Raw genomic sequence first — 16826 nt, 5'->3', positions numbered from 1 at the left:
TCGATCATGACGAAGACCAAGGCACAGCAGATTATGGCGGCGACCGAGGCTCGCGCGGCAGACGACGTCACCGCGGCCATCCGAGATATCGCCGCCGAGTTTGAGCCCTATATCATCAAGCAGCGCCGGCACTTCCATAAGCATCCGGAGCTGAGCCTCGCCGAAGAGCGCACAACCTCCGACATCGCCAACCAGCTCGACGCCATGAATATCCCCTATGAGCGCCCCCTTAAGACGGGCCTGGTGGCGACCCTCCGCGGCACCGCACCCGACGCCTACCGCGAGGACGGCACGCCGCGCCGCCGCATCCTGCTGCGCGCGGATATTGACGCCCTGCCCGTCACCGAGCAGACCGGCGAGGAATTCGCCAGCGTCAACGAGGGCTGCATGCACGCCTGCGGCCACGACTGCCACATCGCCATGATGCTCGGCACGCTGCAGATCCTGCGCCATATGACCGACGACATCCACGGCGAGGTCCGCATCGTCTTCCAGCCCAGTGAGGAAAACGGCCAGGGCGCCAAACTCATGATCGGCACGGGCGTGCTCGACGGCGTCGATGGCGCTTACGCCGCGCACATCTGGAGCGAGGTCGACGCCGGCACCGTAAGCTGCGAGCCCGGCCCGCGCATGGCCAATACCGACTGGTTCCGCATCGATGTCCGCGGCACCTCGTGCCACGGCGCCATGCCCCAGCGCGGCCACGACGCCGTCATGGTTGCCGCCGAGATCGTCAATGCCCTGCAGACCATCGTCTCGCGCGAAATCAGCCCCTACGAGCCGGCCGTCATCACCGTCGGCGAGCTGCATGGCGGCACCGCGCGCAACGTTATCGCCGGCACGGCCTACCTCGCCGGCACGGTGCGCACCTACGGCGATTCGACCCACGAGGAAATGCCGGAGCTTATGCGCCGCATCGTGGAGCATACTGCGGCCGCCTTGGGCGCCGAGGCAGAGCTCACCGACTACACCATCGCCAACTACAAGGTCGAAAACGACGCGGGCTCGAGCGAGCGCTGCCGTCAGGCTGTAATTAAGTGTCTGGGCCCCGCCGGCCAAGGCCATTATCGTGGCACGCTTTCGGGCGAGGATTTTTCGGAGTACCTGCGCCGCGTACCGGGCGTGCTCGCCTTTGTAGGTACGCGCAACCCCAAGATTGGCGCCACGTACGCCCAACATTCCTGCTTTTACAAGATCGACGAGAGCGTGCTGGCCAAGGGCTCCATGGTGGCAGCCCAGTATGCTATCGACTTTTTGGCCGAGCCCACGCAAGAGGAGCTCGACGGCCCCGCGATTACCGCGGTCGCCGAAACCAACCCCGACTTGGCCGCCAAGCTGCGCTCTGCCAAGGCCACGGCCGCTGAGGCGCGCGACGCCATGCACGATGCTCGCACCGCCCGCCATGCTGCAATCAAGGGCATCCACGATGCGCGGGCTGCCGCTCGCCACGAGGAGAAGCACAACGAGTAGTCGTCACACCCATCCATAACAGCCTGGCTAAAGCAGAGCGGGGGCGGACGTATCGAAACGTCCGCCCCCGCTTATGTGTCGACCGTTTTTCTAGCGCGTCCTCCGTCACGCCAGGTAAGAGCGAAGGATGGTGAGCCAGCGTGGGGGTTCGAGGTGGATGATATCGTCGGGAACTCCGGCGGGCGCATAGCCGCCAAAGAGCAGACCGGCATCTGCCGGATTGATGAGGCGCACGATCCATACGACGACGACCAGCACGCACAACACGGTGACCGCAATGTCGATACCACGCTTTAGCTTGCTCGATGCCACCTCCTCGCGCACGAACGCGAGCACAAACGCAATCGGCACCACCCAAAACAGCGGATGGTAGGCAAAGGCAGCCGCATAATCGAGGCGCAGCGCCGCCAGCCACGCCCTCGTCATGCCGCATCCCGGACAAGGAATGCCCGTCATCAATCGAAAAATGCAGCCAATGTCGAGCAGGTAGAGCGCGAGCCAGGCGACAAAGAGCGCGCCGGTGCAAAAAAGGGCGCGGCGAAGGAGCTCTGCCGTGCCCCTATGTCCCTGGAAGCTGTTCACGCCGCCCTTATTGTTAGGCACGAGCGCCAAGGCGAGTGTTGTAAGCCGTTGCCATGGCATTGGTATTATTGATGACGATGTTCATAGCGAAGATGGGACCAAGGCCGCACAGGAGCGCGCCGAAGATCTGCCACAGAAGAACGGTGGTGCCGTTTTCCTGGAACACCAGGCCGTAGCGAGGAGCGTTGGCCTGCAGGCGGTTGCCAATCTTGTAATACCAGTAGTACGCGTAGAAGCCGCAGGTCACAAACGATAGAAGGATGAATTCCGCCAGACCCGGCGTGTAATCGCCGTCATCCTGACACAACGTGTTGACGTCGCGTGCCAAGCAATACAGGAAGTAGAACGAATAGATACCGCAGGTCACAAGAGAGAGCAGCAGCCAGCCGATCAGGCTGCGGTCAGCCTTAATGGGGTCATAGCCCATCGGAGCGGATGCGGACTGTTGGGCGTATTGACCGGTGTACTGCTGCTGAGGCTGGGGCGCGGGCTGAATAGCCTGGGCCGGAGCGGGCTGGGGCTGCGGGGCCGCAGCGGCAGAAGCGGCACCAACGGCGGATCCGCAAACAGGGCAGAATTTGGCATCATCCGAAATGGGAGAACCACAAGTGGGACAGAACATGAGCCTCTCCTTTTCCTAAGGCGTCGCACGCCTTCAAACCTTACACGTCTACGTTCTCAACAATAGCCGCGACGTTGTTGCGCAACATTGACCAATTTCCGAGAAATTTTGCTGCAACCGTTTTCCCAGGCATTTTCTTGCTTTCGCAGTAGAAAAAGGCACCCCGGGCTCAGTTGCCCAGGGCGCCTCGACCGGCTATTCGGTTTGATTGTTTTCGGCAGCAGGATTATCGCCCGGCTCATCCGCCGGCGTGGCAACGGCATCCCAATCGGGCTCCGCAGGCGTCGCCTCGGACGCCGGTGCGGGGACAGGAGCAGGTGCCGGGGCAGGGGCAGGCGCGGGTGCCGGGGCAGGTGCAGGCGCGGGCGCCGGGGCAGGCGCAGCACCAGTGGCTGCCGTGGGATTGAATCCCGCAGGAGCAGGCTTCTTCTCACCCGGGAGCACAAAAGTCAAAACGTCGTCCTTGTCCTCATCGGCCCATTCGCTTGCATAACGTGCAGCCCAATAGCCAACGGCACGGTGCTTGAGCATCTTGCCAAAGACCGTAAGGAACACCGTGACGAATGCAATCAGCACCAGGAACAATACGAGCGTGACACCACCGGCGGTAACAATCGCCTCGATACCCGTGGGGCGATAGTAATAGCCGTACGCGCCAATTCCGGCGATGGCACCAAAGACAGCTGTCAAGATCCACGTAATGGCGTTGGAAACCAGGCCCGTCAAAAACTCGGGAAGGAACGAAGCACAGAACAGCTTGGTCTTGTTGTGCTTAAAGGCCGCCCAGACCTTATCGAGCGAAAACGCGCTCTCGACGCGCCCGGTCACCGCAAAGTGCATCACGGCAATGTCGGCGAACATCTTAAAGAAGACACCCAGAATCGCCGAGGCAATTAGCGCCAGGACAAGCAGGCCAAGCGAGCCAAACAGCGCAGCTTCGAGCGCATAAGAGCCGTAATACGAATACGAGCCTGCGGCGCCAATTACCGCGCCCTCCGCCAGCGAAAGCACTACACCGATAACGGGAATGGCAGCGATAACCTCGAGCACGACCGAAATAACGCTCGAAAAGACTCCGAGACCAAACGACGTGGAACGCATCAGCGGACGGTCCATGCCGTCATCGACCTTGAGCGACAGATCACGGCCCCACTCGATACCAAAGCCGGAACCGCACACACTCGCAATGCAAGCTGCCAAAAAGCCGATGGCAGCCGCAATGCCGCCAATAACGGGAATAAACAGCACGAGCACCGACACAACGCAAATCAGCGCCGGCAAAAACGCGATTTGGCATACACGCTGAAGCACGCCCGGAGTCTTAGTCATATCTTGGAACGCCTGAGCCACACAGCCCTTTGGCGCATTCGCCACGGGCGGTTGCGGAACAAACTGCTGGGGCTGAGGCTGTCCCTGGGGAGCGGGGCCAGCGGCACCGGCATTAGGAGCGCCACACACGCCGCAGAACTTGTCGTTATCGCCCATGGGGGCGCCACACTGCGAGCAGAACATAGAATCATCCCTTCGCATCTTGAACGAATCACCTGGATCGCAAACGTTGTCTTTAGCATCATTATTGCCCAATGTGGGGTCAAATACTCAAAGACGACCGATTTGCAAGGTACACGGCGCCAGCAGGCGGTTCGTTGAATACGTCCGCGCTAGTTCGTGCCGCGGAAACCCTTGCCGACGATCTCGGAGCTGTCGACGATCGTGATAAAGGCGCCCGGATCGACTTCGCGCGCATAGCGGCGTAGTTGCACGGCCTCGCGACGGCTCAGTACGCTCATGATCACCGTCACGCACTTGCCCGAGAAGGCACCGTAGCCGCGGCTAATGGTCGCCGTGCGGTTGAGATGCTTGACGATAAACTCCTCGACCTTAAGGGGCTCGGAACAAATGACCGTGCAGACTTTGCGCAGGTGAATGCTCTCAATGGCTTTGTCGACCACGAGTGTCTTGGCAAACAGGCCGAGCACGCAATACAGACCGACACGCGGGCCATACAAAAAGGCCGCGATGGTCACGATGCCGATATCGACCAGCAGCAGGGCACGGCCAATCTCGAGCGTCGTGCGGCGCTTGAGGATCATGGCAAGAATGTCCGTGCCACCCGTCGAGGCGCCGATGTCAAAGACAATAGCGCTGCCAAGCGCCGGCAGTATCACGGCAAAGCACAGGTCGAGCCACATATCGCCCGTCATCGAAACATCAGTCGGAATAAAGAGCTCAAAAAACGAAACATAGGCGGACAGCGCAAACGAGGCGAAGACGCTCCACAGGATTGCCTTGCGCTCCAAAAAGATAAAGCCCAAAACGACGAGAACCGCGTTGATAATCCACATAAAGACGCCGACGGGCAGGGTCGGGAACAGCGTGGACAGAATGACCGACACGCCCGAGGTGCCGCCAAAAGCAAAGTGATTAGGGGTTTTAAACGCAACGATGGCAAAGGCCGTAAGAATCAGGCCCAGATTGAGCTCGGCGAAAAAGCGCGGGAAGCCCGGCTCCTGGCTGCGCTTTTGGCCGGCACGCTCGCCGCGCTCAATATCGGTGCGATCAACCACGCGCTCCATCGGCACCACGGGAGGACGATGCACCTCCTCGGCAGCTCGCGATGCCGCCTCTGCCGCGGCAGCCTCAATTGCCCATGCCTGGCTTTCTGTTTCGTGCTCGTCAGCCATTACGGCAACCCCTCGTTAACAATTTGGAAACAATGCGCCCATTAGGGTAACGCGGAACGCGACGATTGCAACCCCTAGTTAGACGAGCGGTATGCCTACATCGGGGGCATACAAATAACGGCCGGCCGCACATACATCCGTGCGACCGGCCGTTTGACGTTTTCGCAGATAAAACCTGCCAAAATAAACCTGTCCCTTTTTGGCAGGTTACCTTTTTGGTAGGCTACTCGTGCTGGTTGGTGCGGTGCTCGTACTCCTCGGGGGTGATGACATCCTCGATGCGCAGGTTGACGCCCGCCACCTCAAGGCCGGTCATCGCAGCCAGACGCTCGGTCACGCGTGCCTTAACGTCGTCGAAAATCGCGGGCGCGTAGGCGCCGTACTCGATAATGACGGAAATGTTGACGACCACGCGGTTGTCATCGGTGACCTCGACCGTCACGCCCTTGGTCAGATTCTCGGCACCAAACTGCTCCTGCACAAAGTGCATGAGGTTGCCCTTCATGCCCAAGACGTGCGGCACCTCGCGGGTGGCCATAGCGACGATCTTCTCAATCACACCGTTGGAATAGGTCAGCGAGTCCTCGGACTCGTCTGTTTCCTCATCGTCCTCGTCCGCATCGTCGGCGGGTTCGGCCTCGACGAGCGCCTCGTCCTCGAGCGTTACGTCCTCGGCCTCGGCGGTGACGGTCTCGTCTGCCTCGAGCTCGGTATCGGCCACATCGACCTTCGTGTTAAAAGCCATGGTTCCTCCTTATGCCCACCGCACACGCGGCGGTCGAATACATACTAGCGGCCGCTAAACAGACGACCGAAGAAGTTGACGATCCCGTTCTCGCCGTCACGGATCTGGCCAATCACGGCGCCGATCAGTACAAAGAAAGCGATGACGAGCGTATCCCACAGGCCGAGCGTGAGCACCAGCACGGCGAGCACAAAACCAGCGACGGCTCCAAGCGTGGTGTTGGGATGACGGACGGCATAGCTCCAGATGGCTGCCCCCGTACCCTTGATGAGACCCATGGCCTCATCAAAATCATTGGCGACCGCGTCATGCGACTCGGCGCCCTCTACCTTGGGATCGACGACCTCGCCTGCCGGCGCAGCGCTCTGATCGATGGTCAGGCGCGGAGTACAGACGGTCTTGTCCTGATTGGTATCACTCACCGGAAACCTCCACGGTCTGGACGGTAGTCTTGGACGGCAAAAAACGAACGCGCGCAGTCGTGCCCGGCGTGCCGAGCATGGTGTCGCAGGCCTCCTCGATACGTTGCTGCATCGCGGCTGCAAGGGAGGCCACGTCCCGGTCGTCGAGCGCGATGGCGTCGACCTTAAAACGGACGCGCGATTCGTCGGAGCCCTGCACGCGTGCCTCGACATGCTCGACCATCACTCGGTCGTCGCGCTCTGCCGCGGTGCGAGCACACGAAGAGAGGGCAGCGAGCGTGACCTCGATATTGTGCTCCCCCGCCGGATGCACGCAGGACGGCTCGCGACGAGCAAACATCAGGCGGAAGAAACCCACGAGCACGCCGAGCGCCACGACACCGCCGCACACCGTAACAACGATGCGAGGCAGCGGATCGCGCATCAGCAGCATAAAGCGATAGGTATATGGCCCCCAAAACTGGCAAACTAACGTACCCAGCGCCACGACGGCGGCGGCAAGATACACAATCGCCAGGGCTCGTTTGAGCACGCGCATGCAGCGCTCCCTTCAAATCTCAATCCACAGAATGCAAAACGATTCGCATCATTATAAAAGAGCCGGGTCCGGTGCCTCATGCACGCGGATCCGGCTCATCTATTCCACGAGGCTTGCATGCTCGCTTCATTATGCCCAGATATGCACGGCTCAATCCGTGCGGGCGCTACTCCTCCTCGAGGGCAGCGATAACCTCGTCGGTCATGTCCATGGTGCTGTAGACGTCCTGGACGTCGTCGAGCTCCTCAAGACGGTCGATGAGGCGCTGAACCTTCTTGGCGTCGGCACCGGAAACCTCGGTCGGGGTGGTCGGGACCATGGTGGTCTCGGAGCCCTTGACCTGGATGCCCTGCTCCTCGAGTGCCTTGGAAACAGCCATGACGTCGTTGGCAGCGGTCCAGACGATCCACTCCTCGCCGGCGTCCTCGTAGTCCTCGCCACCGGCCTCGGCGATCGCCATCATAAACTCATCCTCGTCACCGGCAGCACCGTTGGCGATCATGGTCTCCTTCTTGGCGTTCTCGTCCAGGACCTCCTTGGCAACGACGATCTGGCCCTTGCGCTCAAACTGGAAGGCGACGGAACCGGAGGTGCCCAGGTTGCCACCAGCGTGGGAGAAGGCGGAACGGACATCGGCGGCGGTGCGGTTGCGGTTGTCGGTCAGGCAGTCGACGTAGACGGCAACGCCGGCGGGACCGTAGCCCTCGTACACGATGTTCTCGTAGACGGCGGCATCGGCACCAGAACCAAAGGCCTTATCGATAGCGGACTTGATCTTGTCCTTAGGCATGGAATGAGCCTTGGCCTTGGCAACGGCAGCGGCGAGGCTGGCGTTGTTCTCGGGCAGCGGGTCGCCGCCGAGACGGGCAGCAACGGTGATGTTGCGGCTGAGCCTGGAGAAGAGGGCGGAACGCTTGGCGTCCTGCGCGCCCTTACGATGCTTGGTTGTGGCCCACTTAGAGTGTCCGGACATACGTGTCTCCTATCGGTTTCGACCTAAAGCCCAGCGTGGATGCTCGGGCAATATAAACAAACGCTATAAATGATATACCTACTGGCCTGTGAGATAAACAAAAAAATGAAGGCGTCGTGATGATGCAGCCCCTTGGCACAAAGCAGCCTGACCCCAATGCGCCAATCTTTGGTTAGGTCCACAGGCGGTCGCTGCGGGTGATCGTGGCGCCGATGGCGAAAGGCATGCATGCAATGACCGGGTACAGGTAGCGCATGTAGGTCGACCCGTTGCATGGACCAATCAGGCACACAGCGAGCACACCCAGCAGCGGTATCCAGATGGCCAGCGCGCGCCACGAATGGCGGCGCAACAGGTAGACCACCACGACGATCATGATCCACACGTAGGTGGCCGAGCTCATGGTGAGCGAGATAAACGGAATGCGCTGCACCGCCACGCGGTACAGGTTAATCAGGTGGTCGCACCAGCGCACGGCTTTGCTGTCGACCGGATGGAAGTCAAAGTATTTAAGGTTATCGGGCTTCGCCATGATCTCGGCACTGCGCGCCGTGCTGTAGACCCACGCATCGCGAGCGCTCGGATAGAAGTACCCGTAGTAGTTATTGACGAGCGCCGAGATATAGCACTCGGGGTCCTTTTTGAACATCTGGGCCCACACCTTAAAATAGGCCTTGATGTCCTCCTGCGAAGCGTACTCATTGAAGCAGTTTTTGACGGCATCCGATTTGTCGGGGTTGTAGCGACGGCCCAGGTTTTCGTACTTAAGCACGCGATCGATCACAGCGCGCTCCTCATCGGTCACCAGGCCGTCGCAGGGAGCTTCCTCAATCGTGCCATCGTCTTTGACCTTGGGGTTAACGCCCGAATTAAGACCGTCGTGCTTTTGGACAAAGCGTGCCGTCTGTTGAAACGGAATCGAGAGGATCTCACGCTTGGAGCCCGGCGTGATATCGTGAGCCGGCATAAATACCTTGGTGAAATACATGTTGGAGACAAGGCAGAGCGCGAGCACTGCGAGCACGCCGACCCAGCGGAAGCGTGGCGTGGCGTACGAGGGCGTGACGCCAGACTGTTTGGCCACGCGACGGGCCACATGCGCGTCCCAGGCGCAAAACGCCGCCGCAATCACGCAAGCCGCCAACGGAAAGACCAGGCCGCCATTGCGCAAAAACGTGGAACCCATGGCACCCAGCACGAGCAACAGCCAGTCGTGGCGCGCAAAGAGCACAGGCGCTTGTTCGCCCGCGCGCTTGGCATTGGCATCGCGACGGGGCAGGCCACATGCCACGAGCTTCACGGTCTGCACCAACAGCACCAAAAACGCGTCGGCAAACAGCACATCTTTGGTCAGCAGCGCCGCATAGTTGGAGAACATCGGCATAAACGCAAAGAACAGCAAGGTGACGCCACGGACCGGCAGGCTCACGCCCAGCTTGCGCAGCGACGATATGGAATAGGCCATGCAGGCGGCCGTGATGACAAATTGGGCACAAGTGTAGATGGCAAGGCCCGCATTGGCGCTATTGAACAGCGAAAGCCCCAGTTGCAAGCACGAGCCGATGATGGCCGTGTGCACCACCGGATGATGGCCGTTGAGTAGCACGTTGGGGTTAAGCAGGCGCAGGTAGTCGCTCGTGCCGTTGGGATAGTTGAACCATTGGCGAATCTGCGCACCCGTATCTCCCATAAAAAGGCCGGGCAGCGAGGCGATAAGCGTGGGCGCCCAGACAATCATGAGCACAAGAAACGGCCCGACAAAGGGATGAACCGAGAGCACGGCGTGGGCAACACGCCACACGCGACCAAAGTGGGTCTCCGAAAACGGAATGCGGCGGGAGCTCAACCAATCCAAAAACTCAAAAGCCAGATAGAAGGCCACAATCGCCAGAAGCATCCAGCCCGCGCCGCCAATCCAGGCGCAGATAACGCGTGCCTTGTCGCCCAGCACAATCTCTGCCGAATCGGTAAGGTCGTAGCTACGGCCGAACACCATGCAAACGGCAAAGAACAGCGATGGCAGCACGACCGACGGGCGCCAAGCGTCACCGCGGCCAAAGAACACATAGCGAAACGGCAGCGTGAGCAAGCAGGCAAGCGCGAGCAGCATCACTGCGTCGGTATGGCCGGCAAACGAGAGAAGTACCTCGTAGCACACGTAGAGCGTGCCCGTCGCCTTGGGGTCGATCGCCAGGACCGCATTGCTCGACACCGGGGCGGGATCGATGGAAAACGCCGTAGTCGCCAGCAGGGCGAGCAAAAATGCGATGAGCGTCTGCTTGGCGGGATAGCGCTTAAACCAAACGATGCGGGCGGCGTCGCGCGCAGCCGTTGCGGAGAGGTCGGAATCCTTCACAGTCCGAATAGCCTTTCTAGAAACCTGCCAAAAAGGGACAGGTTTATTTTGGCAGGTTTTATCTGGGGAAACGTTACGGTTCTGTCATCGTTGCCCGGCAAAACCACCCCCAAGGTGCCTACCCCTTTGTGGTGGTATGTGGCGGCTAGGCATCGAGGTAGACGCGCTGGGGACGGTTGCGGCGGAGGGCAAAGATGACGAGCGCCAGGCCCACAATCACGAGCGGCAGGCTCAGCAGTTGACCCATGGTGATGACGCCGCCCAGCAGATAGCCCAGCTGGGCATCGGGCACGCGCACAAACTCAATGAGGAAGCGGACGATGCCGTAGCCCATCACAAACACGCCCATAAACGTTCCCTGAGGCAGCAGCGGTTTTTTGCGGCTGAGCACCTGCAAGATGCAAAAGAGCACAATGCCCTCGAGAAACGCCTCGTAGAGCTGGGAGGGATGGCGCGGCATATCGCCCGCGGTACCGCCAAAGATCACGCCCCAGGGCAAATCGGTCGGCTTGCCCCACAGCTCTCCGTTGACAAAGTTGGCACAGCGCCCCAGGCACAGGGCCAGCGGAGCACCGATAACGGCAAGGTCGGCGATGGTCCAGGCATCGAGCTTGTACACGCGGCACACGAGCACGCCGCCGATGATGCCGCCCACGAGGCCGCCGTGGAAACTCATGCCGCCTTCGTTGGTGGCGAAGATCTCGAGCGGATGTGCCCAGTAGTAGCCGTCGCCGTAAAAGATGACGTAGAACAGGCGGGCGCCGATGATAAGGCCAAAGACCACACCGACCACGACGCTCGTCAGGTCGTCGACCGTAATGTCGAAACCCCAGCGACGCTGCGTGCGATACATGACGACCGCCGTGAGCAGAGCTCCGACCACATAGGCCAAGCCGTACCAGTAGATGGTGATGGGCCCCGCCGAAATGGCGACGGGATCAAGCATATGGTAGAGGTCGTTGAGCATATCGGTCCCCCTGCTCCCTACATACAAATGCGGCCGCGGGCCTTTCGCTCGCAGCCGCATATTTGGGCGTGACGTCTATGCGGAGCACATCGCCCGCAGCTTTCGCATCTTAGAACGGCGCGTACTCGTCGTACAGGTCCTCGGCCTCGCCGGAAGCATTGACCTGCTCGACACGGGTAACGCCGGGTACGTGCTCCTTGAGAATACGCTCAATACCCATGGACAGGGTCAGTGCGCTCATAGGGCAGCCGGCGCAGGCACCCTGAAGCTCAAGCTGGACGACGCCCTCGTCGTCGACGCCCACATACTCCATATCGCCGCCGTCAGCCTGCAGGTTGGGGCGGATCTCCTCAAGAACCTTCTTAAGCAGCTCTTCGTTAACAGCCACAGGGGCTCCTTTCTCACAATAACGCGGGCGCGCCCGCAGACAGAGCTATGTTACTACAGCCGTGTACCCGCTCACGAGCCGTCCATGCGCGCGGACACGACTTTCACGAGCAGTCAATTTGGGACGGGGCTTTTTAGCTGCTTTTGCCGACGCCCGGCGCTAGCACACACTGCCGCTACTGCTGAGCCTGTCCCCCGGTACCAATCTGGACATCGACGATGACCTGGCGGTAGCTGATGCCGCAGGAGTCGAGAATGCGGCGGCTGATGCGGCCATCGTCGGTGTCGGCGTACTTATTGTCCAGGTAGACGACCTCGCCCACACCTACCTGCGCCAGGATTTTGGCGCAGTCATGACACGGGAACAGCGTGACGTAGACCGTGGAGCCCTCAAGGTCTTTGAGCGAGCCGCGGTAGTTGAGCACGGCGTTGGCTTCGGCATGGACTACGTAGTTATGCTTGTCCTGCAGTGGATCATCGCTCGTACCCCACGGGAAAAAGTCGTCGTTGAGCGCCGAGGGCGTACCGTTGTAGCCCACCGAAAGGATGCGGTGATTGGTGTTGGCGATGCACGCGCCCACCTGCGTGTTGGGGTCCTTACTGCGGCGCTGCGCGGCGATGGCCACGCTCATAAAGAACTCATCCCAGCTAATAACGTCGCGGCGCTTGCCCGACGCGGTTTGATGAAGATCGTCCGACATGGCAGACACCTCCGAAATCGCAATAGTTTGACACATTGTAGCAGGTGGAAGGTGGAGACGTTTTTGTCCCACCGCCCCCATCGCTACGCGCGACGGGGCTTTTGGTTGATGCGGTACAGCTCGGCCAGGCCGCGAAACGTCAACGCGTCATCGACCGTCAGGCTGTGGCCGACCAACGCCGCGAGCGCCTCGGCATCGTCGCCGGTGATGACGATGGGCACGCTGCCCTCCCCCGCCGCCTTGGTCGCGCGCATCTCGGCAAGCACCATGTCGAGCATGCCGTCGATACGGGCCACCTCGCCCAAGACCACGCCCGAGCGCATGGCCTCGCGCGTGTTGCGACCGATCACATGCGTGGGTGCCGAGGGCTCGACCTGCGGCAGGCGCGCCGCAGCGGCCGAAAGCGAGCGGGCGCCAAGCGCCAGACCCGGCGCGATGACGCCGCCGACAAAGGTTCCGTGCGCATCGATGACCTCGATATTGGTCGTAGTGCCCAGGTCGATCACGATGCACGGAGAGCCGTAGACGGCACGGGCCGCCACGGCGTCGGCGATGCGGTCGGGACCGATCTCTGCTGGATCGTCGTAGTGCACGGGCATACCGGTCTTGAGGCCCGGCCCCACGGTGAGCACGCGCCCTGTGCAGATGCGGGAAAGCGCCGCTTTCCACGGGCACTCGAGTGCCGGCACCACGCAGCTCAGCACTGCGGCTGCGGGAACGAGCGCACCCGACATGCCCGCATCGGCTGACAGTGCGCCCATGACCTGCGTGAGCCTCATGCGCGCCTCGTCGGCCGTGATGCTCGACGGCGTCGTGATCTCGCACGTCGCAAGCGGGCATTCCTGCGCCGCGGCCGAATCCTCTGCAAACAGGCCAAAGCGAATGAACGTGTTGCCCACGTCGACCGTCAATATATATGCGCACCCATTAAGCATCGTCGGCGCTCCTTTCGTCTGCCCAGCAGTATATCGCCTCCCTAAACCAGTCATCCCAAAATGACTAGCTTGCGGCTATACTGGTGCGCGGTCGTGCGCGAGCTCACGCGGCGGCCCTTGGTAACCCGACTTCCCGCGCCGTATCCGTAGCGGCGCTTGCGGGGGAAGCGGATATACGCAAAGGAGTTCTATATGAGCAATCCCTCGAACCGCACCTCGATGCGCGGTCAACTCACGCTGCGCGGCGTCGTCATCGGCGTCCTTGGCTGCGTGATCATCACGGCAAGCTCGGCCTATACCGCCCTCAAGATGGGCGCCCTCCCCTGGCCGATCATTTTCGCTGCCGTCATTTCGCTGTTCTTCCTGAAGCTCATGGGCAACGCCAGCCTCAACGAGGCCAACGTCACCCACACCATCATGTCTGCGGGCGCCATGGTCGCCGGCGGCCTGGCGTTTACCATCCCGGGCGCCTGGATGCTGGGCTATGCCGACCAGATCAGCTGGCTCGACATGTTCATCGTGGCGCTCGCCGGCACCATCTTGGGCCTACTGGCCACGGCACTCATCCACCGTCACTTTATCGTGGACGCCGCGCTGGAGTTCCCCACCGGCAACGCCGCAGCTCAGACCCTGCGCGCCACCGAGGCCGGCGGCAAGACCGGCAAGCAGCTCTTTGGCTCCATGGCCATTGCAGGCATCTACAGCGTGTTGCGCGACGCCCTGGGCGTGGTGCCCAGCATGCTGTGCACGCTCAATATCCCCGGCGTGACCTTTGCCATCTACAACTCGCCCATGTTGCTGTCCATCGGCTTTTTGGTGGGCTTTGCCCCCGTCGCCTTCTGGTTTGCCGGCGCGCTGCTGGGCAACTTTGGCATCATCGTTGGCGGCAACGCTGCCGGCCTGTTCGATATTGTGACCGCGCAGGGTATCGTTAAGTCCCTCGGTATGGGCCTTATGATGGGCTTTGGCGTCGCCGTCGTCCTTAAGGACATCCTGCCGCAGGTCGCCGGTATCGTCCGTGGCCTCGCCGCCGACAGCTCCACCGACACCGACGAGCAGTCGCTCATCTCGGGCTCGCTTAAGCTCGACGCCGGCATCATCGGCCTGGGCACCGCAGCCATCGCCGTGATCGTTGCCATCGCGCTCGACCTTGGCCCCGTTCCGGCCGTCATCGTCACGCTGTTCACCTTTGTCACCACTATCATGAGCGCGCAGAGCTGCGGCCAGACGGGCATCGACCCCATGGAGATTTTTGGCCTCATCGTCATGCTCATCGTGGCAGCCTTCGCGCAGCTCGCGCAGGTCAAGCTGTTCTTTATCGCCGGCATCGTGGCCGTGGCGTGCGGCCTTGCGGGCGACGTCATGAACGACTTTAAGGCCGGAGCCGTACTGGGTACCAACCCGCGTGCACAGTGGGTCGGCCAGGCCATTGGCGGCATCGTGGGCGCCCTGGTCGCTGCCGCCGTCATGGTCGCGCTCGTCACCGCCTATGGTCCGGACGCCTTCGGCCCCGACAAGAGCTTTGTGGCCGCGCAGGCAAGCGTGGTCGCCACCATGGTCTCGGGCATCCCGAGCGTGCCGTGGTTTGCGGGCGGCTTTATCGCCGGCATCGTCATGTACTGGCTCGGCATTCCGGCCATGATGATCGGTCTGGGCGTGTACCTGCCGTTCTACATGTCGCTCACGGCCTTCTTGGGCTCCTGCGTCAAGCTCGCCTACGACAAGTGGGCCGCACACCGCGACGCCGAGGCAGGCCTTTCGGACGAGGAGAAGGCTGCCAAGGATGCCGCCTTCCAGGAGCAGGGCCTGGTCGTTGCCAGCGGCCTGCTGGGCGGCGAGTCCATCGTCGGCGTTATCCTGGCGTTTGTCTCCGTGGGATTGAGTCTGCTGGGCTAAACCCAACAACAACGTACCCGTGCAGAGCGCGGGGTCGGAGACCATCCGACCCCGCGCTTTTCTGTATCTGCCGAAACCCTCGGCTTCAACCTCATTTGACGTGCCCCCTTTACCTACTCGTCTAAGTTTCACGTCAAGATGACCACCCCGCCTGCCGCGGTGTAGAGTAGAGGCAGCGGGCGCGATGCATAGTCCGCGGCGAAGCGAGGTGAACATGAAACTCGATAACCAGCAGCTCAAGCGACTGCGCGAGCGCCATCACCGGCGCCACGGCATCCGCCCTGCCTATAGCGAGGTCATGGAGAACGCCGGCCGCTTCCTGAGGCGCGCACTCAACATTCGCGAGGGTCGCGCCCCCTATCACGTGATTCGCAAGCGCTTTGTAAACGGGGCGCGCCTGACCGGCTCTCACCTGTGCATCCTCATCATCGCCATGCTCATCGCGAGCATCGGCCTCGATATCGATTCGGACATCGCCATTGTGGGCGCCATGCTCATCTGCCCGCTCATGGGCTCGGTCCTTGCCATGGCATACGGCATCGCCACGCTCGACCGCGAGATTACCGTCGAAGCCGTCGCCGGCCTTGCGCTGCAAATGGCCTTTTGCCTGGTCACATCCACGTTGTACTTTAGGCTCTCGCCCCTTGGCACCACCACGGCCGCCATTATCGACAACTCGACGCCCACCGTGTGGGACCTCGCTGTCGCGCTCGCCGGCGGCTTTGCGGGCGGGCTGGGCAACTCACGCGACCAGGAACCCGCCACGCTCATCGCCGGCGTGGCCGTGGCAACCGCGCTCATGCCGCCCCTGTGCGCGGCGGGCTATGGAATCGCCATTGCAAGTGGGTCACTGTTTCTCTCAGCACTTTATGAGTTTGGCATCAACGTGGTCTTTATCGCACTGGCTGCCGAAGCCGTGCTGCTTCTTTTGCGCGTGCCGCTCAAGCGCGACCTCAACGACGACGGTATTGTGACTGCCGAGGAAAACGCCGAGGTCAACGAGCTGTCACACAAGGTGCGCCGCCGCATCATCGTGGGTACGGTGATCTTTGCCATCCCCTGCATCGTTATGACCGCGGGGTCCATTGGCTCGGCGCAGGCCGGCGTGCAGGACGGCTACGGCGTCACCGAAACCACGCGCGAACTTGCCGCGGTGCTGCCGGGCTTTAAGGATTACGCCGTCGCCGTCGAAACCTCAGCCGCCGAAGGCGACGAGGAGGGCATCGTCGAGCGCGAGATTGTCGCCCATGTGACGACAAGCGAGGCGCTTGGGGCACACGACCGTCACGTCGCCCGCAAGCTCATCGACCTCAATGTGCCCGAACTCGGTCGCGTGGAGTTTGACGTGGAGTGATGCCGGCGCGGGATGTTGCAAAGCGCACATAGCAGCTCAGGGTATCGGCGCCAAAGGGGTCGACTTTGACAAACGGGGCAGTTTCGTCGCAGCCGTCTTCGCTACTCGATCCCATGTCGTCACCATCGAAGAATTCCATCGCTGCCGCTTCCTTCATATTCCAGGGCACTTGCCAAGCTCTGTCCAATTATGAC

At 61.4% G+C, this 16826-nt stretch carries 16 protein-coding genes; 3 read left to right on the top strand and 13 right to left on the bottom strand.

Going from position 1 to position 16826, the window contains the following annotated elements; translation table 11 throughout:
• Positions 1-6 precede the first annotated feature (6 nt).
• Complete coding sequence (locus ACKUUJ_RS03410) at positions 7-1470, top strand: M20 family metallopeptidase (RefSeq protein WP_409064672.1); 1464 nt, start codon at positions 7-9, stop codon at positions 1468-1470.
• Between the two features lie 105 nt (positions 1471-1575).
• Here ACKUUJ_RS03410 and ACKUUJ_RS03405 read toward each other — a convergent pair whose 3' ends face one another.
• The 13 genes from ACKUUJ_RS03405 to ACKUUJ_RS03345 all read right to left on the bottom strand — a co-directional run bounded on the left by ACKUUJ_RS03405 (position 1576) and on the right by ACKUUJ_RS03345 (position 13382).
• Positions 1576-2073, bottom strand: coding sequence for a DUF2752 domain-containing protein (locus ACKUUJ_RS03405; RefSeq protein ID WP_195234805.1), 498 nt, complete (start codon positions 2071-2073; stop codon positions 1576-1578).
• Positions 2066-2674, bottom strand: coding sequence for a DUF4234 domain-containing protein (locus ACKUUJ_RS03400; RefSeq protein WP_138339567.1), 609 nt, complete (start codon positions 2672-2674; stop codon positions 2066-2068). Before ACKUUJ_RS03400 ends, ACKUUJ_RS03405 begins: the two co-directional genes overlap by 8 nt.
• Before the next feature lie 195 nt (positions 2675-2869).
• Complete coding sequence (locus ACKUUJ_RS03395; protein WP_390447727.1) at positions 2870-4186, bottom strand: zinc-ribbon domain-containing protein; 1317 nt, start codon at positions 4184-4186, stop codon at positions 2870-2872.
• Positions 4187-4335: 149 nt separating this feature from the next.
• Positions 4336-5358 (bottom strand): YitT family protein, encoded by a 1023-nt coding sequence (locus ACKUUJ_RS03390; protein ID WP_409064671.1) that lies wholly within the window; start codon positions 5356-5358, stop codon positions 4336-4338.
• Positions 5359-5581: 223 nt separating this feature from the next.
• A complete protein-coding gene (locus ACKUUJ_RS03385) occupies positions 5582-6103 on the bottom strand; it encodes an Asp23/Gls24 family envelope stress response protein (RefSeq protein ID WP_195403852.1) in 522 nt (173 codons plus the stop codon).
• A gap of 44 nt (positions 6104-6147) precedes the next feature.
• On the bottom strand, positions 6148-6525 hold the full coding sequence (locus tag ACKUUJ_RS03380; RefSeq protein WP_409064670.1) for a DUF2273 domain-containing protein: 378 nt from the start codon (positions 6523-6525) through the stop codon (positions 6148-6150).
• A complete protein-coding gene (locus ACKUUJ_RS03375) occupies positions 6518-7063 on the bottom strand; it encodes a hypothetical protein (RefSeq protein WP_409064669.1) in 546 nt (181 codons plus the stop codon). The genes ACKUUJ_RS03380 and ACKUUJ_RS03375 overlap by 8 nt, the downstream gene beginning before the upstream one ends.
• A 166-nt stretch (positions 7064-7229) precedes the next feature.
• A complete protein-coding gene (locus tag ACKUUJ_RS03370) occupies positions 7230-8036 on the bottom strand; it encodes a YebC/PmpR family DNA-binding transcriptional regulator (RefSeq protein WP_409064668.1) in 807 nt (268 codons plus the stop codon).
• Positions 8037-8208: 172 nt separating this feature from the next.
• Entirely contained in the window at positions 8209-10392 is a 2184-nt protein-coding gene (locus ACKUUJ_RS03365; RefSeq protein WP_409064667.1) for a DUF6020 family protein, read from the bottom strand.
• A 145-nt stretch (positions 10393-10537) separates the two neighbouring features.
• Entirely contained in the window at positions 10538-11359 is an 822-nt protein-coding gene (lgt, locus tag ACKUUJ_RS03360) for a prolipoprotein diacylglyceryl transferase (protein WP_195403854.1), read from the bottom strand.
• A 109-nt stretch (positions 11360-11468) separates the two neighbouring features.
• Positions 11469-11747: a NifU family protein gene (locus tag ACKUUJ_RS03355; RefSeq protein WP_409064666.1), complete on the bottom strand. Its 279-nt coding sequence runs from the start codon at positions 11745-11747 to the stop codon at positions 11469-11471.
• A 175-nt stretch (positions 11748-11922) separates the two neighbouring features.
• Complete coding sequence (locus ACKUUJ_RS03350) at positions 11923-12447, bottom strand: dCMP deaminase family protein (RefSeq protein WP_052044088.1); 525 nt, start codon at positions 12445-12447, stop codon at positions 11923-11925.
• 83 nt (positions 12448-12530) lie between these two features.
• Positions 12531-13382 carry a type III pantothenate kinase gene (locus ACKUUJ_RS03345; protein ID WP_409064665.1) on the bottom strand — a complete coding sequence of 284 codons (852 nt, stop codon included), beginning with the start codon at positions 13380-13382 and terminating at the stop codon, positions 12531-12533.
• Positions 13383-13574: 192 nt separating this feature from the next.
• On the opposite strand from ACKUUJ_RS03345, the gene ACKUUJ_RS03340 reads away from it, so the two are divergent.
• Both ACKUUJ_RS03340 and ACKUUJ_RS03335 read left to right on the top strand, forming a co-directional pair.
• Positions 13575-15278, top strand: coding sequence for an OPT/YSL family transporter (locus ACKUUJ_RS03340; protein ID WP_409064664.1), 1704 nt, complete (start codon positions 13575-13577; stop codon positions 15276-15278).
• A gap of 214 nt (positions 15279-15492) precedes the next feature.
• Positions 15493-16632, top strand: coding sequence for a DUF389 domain-containing protein (locus tag ACKUUJ_RS03335; protein WP_409064663.1), 1140 nt, complete (start codon positions 15493-15495; stop codon positions 16630-16632).
• Positions 16633-16826 lie beyond the last annotated feature (194 nt).

Origin of the sequence: Collinsella sp. wc0583 (genome assembly GCF_046116915.1) — a bacterium.
Lineage (GTDB): Bacteria > Actinomycetota > Coriobacteriia > Coriobacteriales > Coriobacteriaceae > Collinsella.
This window is presented reverse-complemented; position numbering and strand designations above follow the sequence as displayed.

Coding starts and splice junctions, on each gene's coding strand:
- lgt (WP_195403854.1), bottom strand. CDS start 11,359: ATGCTCAACGACCTCTACCATATGCTTGATCCCGTCGCCATTTCGGCG.
- ACKUUJ_RS03335 (WP_409064663.1), top strand. CDS start 15,493: ATGAAACTCGATAACCAGCAGCTCAAGCGACTGCGCGAGCGCCATCAC.
- ACKUUJ_RS03395 (WP_390447727.1), bottom strand. CDS start 4,186: ATGTTCTGCTCGCAGTGTGGCGCCCCCATGGGCGATAACGACAAGTTC.
- ACKUUJ_RS03400 (WP_138339567.1), bottom strand. CDS start 2,674: ATGTTCTGTCCCACTTGTGGTTCTCCCATTTCGGATGATGCCAAATTC.
- ACKUUJ_RS03370 (WP_409064668.1), bottom strand. CDS start 8,036: ATGTCCGGACACTCTAAGTGGGCCACAACCAAGCATCGTAAGGGCGCG.
- ACKUUJ_RS03390 (WP_409064671.1), bottom strand. CDS start 5,358: ATGGCTGACGAGCACGAAACAGAAAGCCAGGCATGGGCAATTGAGGCT.
- ACKUUJ_RS03350 (WP_052044088.1), bottom strand. CDS start 12,447: ATGTCGGACGATCTTCATCAAACCGCGTCGGGCAAGCGCCGCGACGTT.
- ACKUUJ_RS03410 (WP_409064672.1), top strand. CDS start 7: ATGACGAAGACCAAGGCACAGCAGATTATGGCGGCGACCGAGGCTCGC.
- ACKUUJ_RS03340 (WP_409064664.1), top strand. CDS start 13,575: ATGAGCAATCCCTCGAACCGCACCTCGATGCGCGGTCAACTCACGCTG.
- ACKUUJ_RS03345 (WP_409064665.1), bottom strand. CDS start 13,382: ATGCTTAATGGGTGCGCATATATATTGACGGTCGACGTGGGCAACACG.
- ACKUUJ_RS03375 (WP_409064669.1), bottom strand. CDS start 7,063: ATGCGCGTGCTCAAACGAGCCCTGGCGATTGTGTATCTTGCCGCCGCC.
- ACKUUJ_RS03385 (WP_195403852.1), bottom strand. CDS start 6,103: ATGGCTTTTAACACGAAGGTCGATGTGGCCGATACCGAGCTCGAGGCA.